Origin of the sequence: Flavobacterium sp., from assembly GCF_027483985.1 — a bacterium.
In the GTDB taxonomy this organism is placed as follows: Bacteria; Bacteroidota; Bacteroidia; order Flavobacteriales; family Flavobacteriaceae; genus Flavobacterium.
On the sequence record NZ_JAIXTJ010000016.1, the window covers coordinates 1 to 4319 of the forward strand.

Annotated in this window: 5 protein-coding genes; 3 read left to right on the forward strand and 2 right to left on the reverse strand. The window is 33.8% G+C overall.

What is annotated here, in order from left to right; all coding sequences use genetic code 11:
* Positions 1-1467, forward strand: a 1467-nt coding sequence (locus tag Q0050_RS02805) for an ABC-F family ATP-binding cassette domain-containing protein (RefSeq protein ID WP_298392473.1), incomplete at its 5' end; no start/stop codon positions are given.
* Positions 1468-1575: 108 nt separating this feature from the next.
* Here Q0050_RS02805 and Q0050_RS02810 read toward each other — a convergent pair.
* Positions 1576-2445, reverse strand: a complete 870-nt coding sequence (locus Q0050_RS02810) for a lipid A biosynthesis acyltransferase (RefSeq protein WP_298392475.1) — start codon at positions 2443-2445, stop codon at positions 1576-1578.
* Between the two features lie 99 nt (positions 2446-2544).
* Between Q0050_RS02810 and Q0050_RS02815 the strand changes: the two genes are divergently transcribed.
* On the forward strand, positions 2545-3177 hold the full coding sequence (locus Q0050_RS02815) for a rhomboid family intramembrane serine protease (protein WP_298392477.1): 633 nt from the start codon (positions 2545-2547) through the stop codon (positions 3175-3177).
* A 132-nt stretch (positions 3178-3309) separates the two neighbouring features.
* Entirely contained in the window at positions 3310-4092 is a 783-nt protein-coding gene (locus tag Q0050_RS02820) for an SIMPL domain-containing protein (RefSeq protein WP_367277147.1), read from the forward strand.
* 68 nt (positions 4093-4160) lie between these two features.
* On the opposite strand, the gene Q0050_RS02825 is transcribed toward Q0050_RS02820, so the two are convergent.
* Positions 4161-4307 carry a T9SS type B sorting domain-containing protein gene (locus Q0050_RS02825; RefSeq protein ID WP_298392481.1) on the reverse strand — a complete coding sequence of 49 codons (147 nt, stop codon included), beginning with the start codon at positions 4305-4307 and terminating at the stop codon, positions 4161-4163.
* Positions 4308-4319 lie beyond the last annotated feature (12 nt).

Sequence of the window (4319 nt, forward strand, 5' to 3'; positions counted from 1 at the left end):
GATCCTACTTCTGGTCGTGTAATTCTAGAACCAGGAAAACGTATGTCGGTTTTGAATCAAAATCACAACATGTTTGATGAACATACGGTTTTAGAAACAGTAATGATGGGTAACAAAGTGCTGTATGCAGTAAAATCTGAAATGGATGCTTTATATGCCGATTATGATGATAAAAATGCCGATAGAATAGGTGAGCTGCAAGTGCAATTTGAAGAAATGAACGGTTGGAACGCCGAATCGGATGCGGGTTCAATGCTGTCTAACTTAGGTATTGGTTCGGATTTGCATTATACTTTAATGGCCGATTTGGAAGGAAAACTTAAAGTTCGTGTGTTATTAGCACAAGCGCTTTTCGGAAATCCTGACGTTTTGGTAATGGATGAGCCAACTAACGACTTGGATTTTGAAACCATAACTTGGTTGGAAAATTTCCTTGCGAATTATGAAAATACCGTAATTGTTGTTTCGCACGATAGACACTTTTTAGATTCGGTTTGTACACACATTTCAGATATCGATTTCTCAAAAATTAATCATTATTCCGGAAATTATACGTTTTGGTATGAATCAAGTCAGTTAGCGGCGAAACAAAAAGCACAACAAAATAAGAAAGCCGAAGAGAAGAAAGCCGAGCTAGAAGAATTCATTCGTCGTTTTAGTGCGAATGTGGCGAAATCAAAGCAAGCAACTTCTCGTAAGAAGATGATTGACAAATTAAATCTTGATGAAATCAAACCATCAAGTAGAAGATATCCTGCGATTATTTTTGATGTTGAAAGAGAAGCTGGAGATCAAATCTTACATGTTCAAAACCTTGCTGCATCAGTGGATGGCGAAGTGTTGTTCAAAAATGTAGATTTGAACATGGCTAAAGGTGATAAAGTAGTAGTGTTTTCAAAAGATTCACGTGCTACAACAGCGTTTTATGAAATCTTAAACGGGAATCAAGTCGCTGATGAAGGAACGTTTGATTGGGGAATTACAACGACTCAATCGTATTTACCAAATGATAACAGCGAATTCTTTACCGACGGAAGTTTGAACCTTGTAGATTGGTTGCGTCAATTTGTGAAAACCGAAGAAGAGCGTGATGAAGTCTACGTTCGTGGATTCTTAGGAAAAATGATTTTCTCTGGTGAAGAAGCTTTGAAAAAATGTACTGTACTTTCTGGAGGTGAAAAAGTGCGTTGTATGTTATCTAGAATGATGATGATTCGTGCTAACGTTCTAATGCTAGACGAGCCAACAAATCACTTAGATTTAGAATCGATTACAGCATTCAACAATTCACTTAAAAACTTTAAAGGTTCGGTATTATTTACAACGCATGACCACGAGTTCGCACAAACAGTAGCTAACAGAGTGCTAGAAATCACACCAAACGGAGTAATCGATAGATACATGACATTCGACGAATATCTAGAAGACGATAAAATAAAAGAATTAAGAAAGAAAATGTACAACTAGAAAATAGTTGAAAAAAAAAAGTCTAAAATTTTAATTTTAGACTTTTTTTATACTGACCACTGAAAACTGACCACTGAAAACTGAACACTGAACACTGACCACTAAAAACTACCTCTTATGTTTCCAACGCTTATGAGTCCACAAGTAATATTCCGGTGCTTCGTAGATTTGTTGCTCCACTTTACGCATAAATTGTTCGGATAATTGATAATCAGGAATCGAATTTATATCTTCAGTTAATACTTCAAATGAAGCTTGGTAATAACCTCTTTTGATTTTAGTTACTTTCAGAAATATGACATTCATATCATATCGTTTAGATAACATTTCTGCTCCAACATGAATCGGAGTTTCAAGTCCCAAAAAGCTATTCCAATATAAATTGTCCGATCTTCTTGGTGTTTGATCACTGGCAAAACCAAAGACGCCTAAAACACCGTTTTTAGCATTTTCTTCAATAGTAACTTTGGTTTCTTTAGTAGTGATTAAGTAGGCTTTAAATTTGGCTCTTATGTCTTTAACTAATTTATCAAAGTATGGATTGGCTATTTTCTTATAGATGGCATATCCTTTAAAATTAATATGGTTATTCATCGAAAGTACCCATTCATAGCTGGCATAATGAGCGCACATCAAAGCAATACTTTTTCCTTTTTTCTCAAGGTCCAAATAAACTTCTAGATTGGTATACTGAAAACGCTTATTAATTTCTTTTTCTGATATCGACATTGTTTTTACCATTTCAAGAAACATATCACATAAATGGTGGTAAGATTTTTTTTCAATAATGAGGCGCTCTTGTGCTGATAGATGTGGCAATGCTTTGGCCAAGTTGTCTCGAACAGTTTTCTTTCGATAACCAATTACATAATAGACTAAAACATAAACTAAATCAGAGAAAAGATATAATATTGGAAAAGGCAAAATGGAAATAAGCCAAAGTATGGGATAGAGTAGGATATAAATTAATAATTGCATTCTTTAATTTTTATGCAAATATACGGTTTATGTTAATTTAATTACTTGGTTTAACAAATCCTAAAGAACAATTCTTACTTTTGAAAAAAAATAGTTTTTATGGAATTCAATTTATTTTTAATCGGATTGATAGCCGCAAATGTCATTATAAGTTTCAAAGGATTTGAGGATTCATTATTTTTTAGAAAGTACCAATTTCACGTAGGTAGCATTCGCTCTGGTGAGCAACTCCGAATGATTTCGTCAGGATTTCTACACGTTGATATACAGCATTTAGCCTTCAACATGTTGTCTTTGTATTTTTTTGCACCTTATGTATACGGAATACTCAATAATTTTTCATTCTTATTAATTTATTTTGCAAGTCTTATTTTTGGAAGTCTGCTCACTATGGTTTTTCATAACAACAATTACAGTTACAGCGCTGTTGGTGCTTCTGGAGCCGTGATGGGAATTATTTACTCGGCAATTTTATTAGAACCAAGAATACAAATTTACGGATTTATCCCAGGCTATCTGTTCGGAATTATCTACCTTCTTTACTCCATTTACGGAATGAAAGCTCAAAATGATAACATCGGACACACTGCCCATTTTGGTGGCGCTGTTGGTGGCTATGTATTTACTTTGATGAAAAAGCCTTCGTTGTTTTTAGATAATACGTTTATGGTTATTGTGTTAGCAGTTCCAATTGTGATTCTCTATGTAATGGCGAAACGCGGTAAGTTATAATTGGCACGGCTTTTGGATATTTAATTTATAGAAAATGCAGTAGTATGAAATCGTAACTAGTAATTGTGAGTTTCACCTCAATAATTTAGGATGCCAACATAGATCACTGCTAACAAATCAAAATTTATAGATATGAAATCGCCATTAACAACAATTTTGCGCAAGCAAACACCAATAAATAAAAAGGCGATACCACATATGACCGCTAACAAATCAAATCTTACATATATGAAAAAATCAGTTTTAATTTTAATGACATTTATTGCAACGATGACACAAGCACAAGAACAAAAGCAAATACCTCAAGTTTCAGTTACTGGAGAAGGAAAAGTGATGGTAAAACCAGATCATATCGTCATCAATTTTGGTGTTGACAATACAGGTAAAGATGCAACCGAAGTAAAAAAGCTGAATGATGAAACGGTTGATAAAGTCGTAAAGTTTGTCAAAAAATTCGGAATTCCAACGTCCGATTTTCAAACTACCAGCGTAAGTTTAAATAGGAATTACGATTATGAAAAAAAGAAATATAACTACCAAGCATCGCAATCAATTAGCATAACTTTAAAAGACATTACCAAATACGACGCTTTAATGATGGGATTAGTTGATACAGGTATTAACAATATTAGTGATGTTGAATTCAAATCGTCTAAAATGGAAGAATACAAATCAGAAGCAAGAAAATTGGCGATTAAAGATGCCAAACACAAAGCTGAAGATTATGTAATGGTTTTAAATCAAAAAATAGGGAAAGCGATTTTAATTACAGATAATACGCAATCTTTTTACGCGCCTGTTATGTATAAAGCAGAAAGAATGGCCGCAGTTGCTGCTGATGAACCAAGAGAAACGCTTGCCGTTGGTGAGATTGAAGTTACAGCAAATGTGTCTGTAAGTTTTATTTTAGAATAGTAAAAATCTGATGATAAAAAAAAACTCCTCAATTTGAGGAGTTTTTTTGTTTTTATAAAGTTCTTATTTTATCTTTTTAATGAGAAATGAGCTTTAAATTGTTTGATCACACCAGCTTCTGGATATTCAACAGTGAACCAGTAATCCGTTGAAGGCATTAGGTTTCCGTTGTAAGTTCCATCCCAACCTTTGCTTGCTGGACTGATTTGTTTCATTAATTTTCCGAA

What these genes read in the sequence shown, in the direction of transcription:
- Q0050_RS02810 (WP_298392475.1), bottom strand. Translation starts at nt 2,445, where the DNA reads ATGCAATTATTAATTTATATCCTACTCTATCCCATACTTTGGCTTATT.
- Q0050_RS02820 (WP_367277147.1), top strand. Translation starts at nt 3,310, where the DNA reads ATGAAATCGCCATTAACAACAATTTTGCGCAAGCAAACACCAATAAAT.
- Q0050_RS02815 (WP_298392477.1), top strand. Translation starts at nt 2,545, where the DNA reads ATGGAATTCAATTTATTTTTAATCGGATTGATAGCCGCAAATGTCATT.
- Q0050_RS02825 (WP_298392481.1), bottom strand. Translation starts at nt 4,307, where the DNA reads ATGAAACAAATCAGTCCAGCAAGCAAAGGTTGGGATGGAACTTACAAC.